The organism is Agromyces bauzanensis, assembly GCF_014645655.1.
GTDB classification, from domain to species: Bacteria; Actinomycetota; Actinomycetes; order Actinomycetales; family Microbacteriaceae; genus Agromyces; species Agromyces bauzanensis.
The window spans coordinates 1-5,329 of sequence record NZ_BMMD01000048.1; the positions used below are offsets into that span (position 1 = coordinate 1).

At 57.0% G+C, this 5,329-nt stretch carries 2 rRNA genes; both read right to left on the reverse strand.

From position 1 onward, the window contains the following. Positions 1-101: 101 nt before the first annotated feature. A 23S ribosomal RNA gene (locus IEX31_RS18140) occupies positions 102-3,206 on the reverse strand. A 481-nt stretch (positions 3,207-3,687) separates the two neighbouring features. Then, positions 3,688-5,223 (reverse strand): 16S ribosomal RNA (locus IEX31_RS18145). The 16S and 23S rRNA genes sit together here, the layout of an rRNA operon. Positions 5,224-5,329 lie beyond the last annotated feature (106 nt).

The window sequence follows — 5,329 nt, forward strand, 5'->3', positions numbered from 1 at the left end:
GTGTTGTGTTGTGTTGTGTTTCCGTCTGTTGGGAACCACAGAGTGGACGCGAGCAATCCTGGGCCACACAACGCTGCCTTACAACGATGTTGTGTGTGGTGATTGTCAAGTCATCGGCGTATTAGTACCGGTCAGCTGCGACAGTCGTTGGTCCTGTCTTCCACATCCGGCCTATCAACCCAGTCGTCTGGCTGGGAGCCTCTCCCCCGAAGGGATGGAAATCTCATCTCGAGGCCGGCTTCCCGCTTAGATGCTTTCAGCGGTTATCCATCCCGAACGTAGCTAACCAGCGGTGCTCCTGGCGGAACAACTGGCACACCAGAGGTTCGTCCAACCCGGTCCTCTCGTACTAGGGTCAGATCCTCTCAAATTTCCTACGCGCGCAGCGGATAGGGACCGAACTGTCTCACGACGTTCTAAACCCAGCTCGCGTACCGCTTTAATGGGCGAACAGCCCAACCCTTGGGACCTACTCCAGCCCCAGGATGCGACGAGCCGACATCGAGGTGCCAAACCATGCCGTCGATATGGACTCTTGGGCAAGATCAGCCTGTTATCCCCGAGGTACCTTTTATCCGTTGAGCGACAGCGCTTCCACAAGCCACTGCCGGATCACTAGTCCCGACTTTCGTCCCTGCTCGACCTGTCAGTCTCACAGTCAAGCTCCCTTGTGCACTTACACTCGCCACCTGATTGCCAACCAGGTTGAGGGAACCTTTGGGCGCCTCCGTTACTCTTTGGGAGGCAACCGCCCCAGTTAAACTACCCACCAGGCACTGTCCCTGAACCGGATCACGGTTCGAAGTTAGATATCCAGAGTGACCAGAGTGGTATTTCAACAACGACTCCACGAACACTGGCGTGCCCGCTTCAAAGTCTCCCACCTATCCTACACAAGCCACACCGAACACCAATACCAAGCTGTAGTAAAGGTCACGGGGTCTTTCCGTCCTGCTGCGCGTAACGAGCATCTTTACTCGTAATGCAATTTCGCCGAGTTCGCGGTTGAGACAGCTGGGAAGTCGTTACGCCATTCGTGCAGGTCGGAACTTACCCGACAAGGAATTTCGCTACCTTAGGATGGTTATAGTTACCACCGCCGTTTACTGGGGCTTGAATTCTCAGCTTCGCCTTGCGGCTGACCGGTCCTCTTAACCTTCCAGCACCGGGCAGGCGTCAGTCCGTATACATCGTCTTGCGACTTCGCACGGACCTGTGTTTTTAGTAAACAGTCGCTTCCCACTGGTCTCTGCGGCCACTCCACGCTTCCCCCAGCAAGTGGGTTCACGCTTCGGGCCCCCCTTCTCCCGAAGTTACGGGGGCATTTTGCCGAGTTCCTTAACCACGATTCTCTCGATCTCCTCGGTATTCTCTACCTGACCACCTGAGTCGGTTTGGGGTACGGGCGGCTGGAACCTCGCGTCGATGCTTTTCTCGGCAGCAGAGGATCACCGACTTTTCATCCGCATCGCGTCTCAGCCTTCATGAACCGCGGATTTGCCTACGGTCCGGCCTACACGCTTGCCCCGGGTCAACCATCGCCCGGGTTCGGCTACCTTCCTGCGTCACACCTGTTGATACGCTCACTCCACCAGACGGGGTCGCATGCCGCCCCCCACCCTTCCCCGAAGGGTCGGACAGGGCTTGGGATGCTTAGCACTCCTGATCTCGTGTGGGCGGTTCTTCGCCGGTACGGGAATATCAACCCGTTGTCCATCGACTACGCCTGTCGGCCTCGCCTTAGGTCCCGACTTACCCAGGGCAGATTAGCTTGACCCTGGAACCCTTGGTCTTCCGGAGGACGGGTTTCTCACCCGTCTTTCGCTACTCATGCCTGCATTCTCACTCGTGTGGCGTCCACGGCTGGTTCACACCGCCGCTTCACCCGCCACACGACGCTCTCCTACCCATCACCACGACTGGACCACGAAGGCCTATCGATATGCGGTAATGCCACGACTTCGGTGGCGTGCTTGAGCCCCGTTACATTGTCGGCGCGGAATCACTTGACCAGTGAGCTATTACGCACTCTTTCAAGGGTGGCTGCTTCTAAGCCAACCTCCTGGTTGTCTGTGCAACTCCACATCCTTTCCCACTTAGCACGCGCTTAGGGACCTTAGTCGGTGGTCTGGGTTGTTTCCCTCTCGACGATGAAGCTTATCCCCCACCGTCTCACTGCTGCGCTCTCACTTACCGGCATTCGGAGTTTGGCTGACGTCAGTAACCTTTTAGGGCCCATCGGCCATCCAGTAGCTCTACCTCCGGCAAGAAACACGCAACGCTGCACCTAAATGCATTTCGGAGAGAACCAGCTATCACGAAGTTTGATTGGCCTTTCACCCCTATCCACAGCTCATCCCCTCCATTTTCAACTGAAGTGGGTTCGGTCCTCCACGACGTCTTACCGTCGCTTCAACCTGGCCATGGATAGATCACTTCGCTTCGGGTCTAGGACCCGCGACTCAAACGCCCTATTCAGACTCGCTTTCGCTACGGCTACCCCACACGGGTTAACCTCGCCACAGATCACTAACTCGCAGGCTCATTCTTCAAAAGGCACGCCGTCACCCCAACACGGAGGCTCCGACGGTTTGTAAGCAAACGGTTTCAGGTACTATTTCACTCCCCTCCCGGGGTACTTTTCACCTTTCCCTCACGGTACTTGTCCGCTATCGGTCATCTGGGAGTATTTAGGCTTATCAGGTGGTCCTGACAGATTCACACGGGATTTCTCGGGCCCCGTGCTACTTGGGATACCCCTCCGGCCGGCCAGGCATTTCGACTACGGGACTCACACCCACTCCGGTCCGGCATTCAATCCGGTTCGTCTATACCCGACACGTCACCGCGGTCGACCGGCAGATCGACCCGAAAGGTCCCACAACCCCGACCATGCAACCCCTGCCGGGTATCACACATGACCGGTTTAGCCTCATCCGCTTTCGCTCGCCACTACTCACGGAATCACGGTTGTTTTCTCTTCCTGTGGGTACTGAGATGTTTCACTTCCCCACGTTCCCTCTACCCGCCCTATACATTCAAGCGGGAGTCACCAGGTCACCCAAAGGGCCCAGCGGGGTTTCCCCATTCGGAAATCCTCGGATCACAGCTCGTTTATCAGCTCCCCGAGGCTTATCGCAGATTACGACGTCCTTCTTCGGCTCCAGATGCCAAGGCATCCACCGTTTGCTCTTAGAAACTTGAAATCACATGAGTTCGAATCGCACACCCACACCCGAAGGCATGGGTGAGAAATTGACCAGTGAACACCAAACAGGGCACCCCGAAGGGCACCCGACTTGGCGATTCACCTACTGTGACCCAACGTCCGAAAACGTTGGATCTAAGATGCTCGCGTCCACTATGCAGTTCTCAACAGACGGCCAGAACCCCCACACCCACCAGCAGAACCTGCCGGCCTCGGTGAAGGCCTGAAGAGTCCAAACCACCCCCGACCACAACGGCCAGGAGACGCGCCCGGTCCCTCAGGACCCAACAGCGTGCACGCACCAACCCCCTCGACCCCGACCCGTTCCAACCACCCCCCGAAGGAAACGGCGTACTGGGACCAGGACGACTCAGCTGATGCCTATGTCAATGTTCCACCCATGAGCAGCCGGCAGACACGTTCGGTCTGACCCGGCATGCACTACGAAGCCCCCAAGAGGACTCCGAGCTGCTCCTTAGAAAGGAGGTGATCCAGCCGCACCTTCCGGTACGGCTACCTTGTTACGACTTAGTCCTAATCACCGATCCCACCTTCGACGGCTCCCTCCCACACGGGGTTAGGCCACCGGCTTCGGGTGTTACCGACTTTCATGACTTGACGGGCGGTGTGTACAAGGCCCGGGAACGTATTCACCGCAGCGTTGCTGATCTGCGATTACTAGCGACTCCGACTTCATGAGGTCGAGTTGCAGACCTCAATCCGAACTGAGACCGGCTTTTTGGGATTCGCTCCGCCTTACGACATCGCAGCCCTTTGTACCGGCCATTGTAGCATGCGTGAAGCCCAAGACATAAGGGGCATGATGATTTGACGTCATCCCCACCTTCCTCCGAGTTGACCCCGGCAGTCTCACATGAGTTCCCACCACGACGTGCTGGCAACATGCGACGAGGGTTGCGCTCGTTGCGGGACTTAACCCAACATCTCACGACACGAGCTGACGACAACCATGCACCACCTGTACACCAGTGTCCAAAGAGTCCCCTGTCTCCAGGGTGTTCCGGTGTATGTCAAGCCTTGGTAAGGTTCTTCGCGTTGCATCGAATTAATCCGCATGCTCCGCCGCTTGTGCGGGCCCCCGTCAATTCCTTTGAGTTTTAGCCTTGCGGCCGTACTCCCCAGGCGGGGCGCTTAATGCGTTAGCTACGACACGGAAACCGTGGAAAGGTCCCCACATCTAGCGCCCAACGTTTACGGCGTGGACTACCAGGGTATCTAATCCTGTTCGCTCCCCACGCTTTCGCTCCTCAGCGTCAGTCACGGCCCAGAGAACTGCCTTCGCCATCGGTGTTCCTCCTGATATCTGCGCATTCCACCGCTACACCAGGAATTCCATTCTCCCCTACCGCACTCCAGTCTGCCCGTACCCACTGCAGACCCGAGGTTGAGCCTCGGGATTTCACAGCAGACGCGACAAACCGCCTACGAGCTCTTTACGCCCAATAATTCCGGACAACGCTCGGACCCTACGTATTACCGCGGCTGCTGGCACGTAGTTAGCCGGTCCTTTTTCTGCAAGTACCGTCAAAACCCCCGAAGGAGCCCCTTCTTCCCCACTAAAAGCGGTTTACAACCCGAAGGCCGTCATCCCGCACGCGGCGTTGCTGCATCAGGCTTGCGCCCATTGTGCAATATTCCCCACTGCTGCCTCCCGTAGGAGTCTGGGCCGTGTCTCAGTCCCAGTGTGGCCGGTCACCCTCTCAGGCCGGCTACCCGTCGACGCCTTGGTGAGCCATTACCTCACCAACAAGCTGATAGGCCGCGAGTCCATCCCAAACCGAAAAAACTTTCCACCCCAAACCATGCGGTCCAAGGTCCTATCCGGTATTAGCTCCGATTTCTCGGGGTTATCCCAGAGTCCAGGGCAGGTTACTCACGTGTTACTCACCCGTTCGCCACTAATCCCCCCAGCAAGCTGGAGATCATCGTTCGACTTGCATGTGTTAAGCACGCCGCCAGCGTTCGTCCTGAGCCAGGATCAAACTCTCCAAAAAAACTTGGCACCCAACAACCCCGAAAGGCATCAGGCAAATCTGATCTCAGGCTGAAAAACAATCAAAACTGCTGACTGTCCATCAATCCAAAAAAACCCATCCCCCC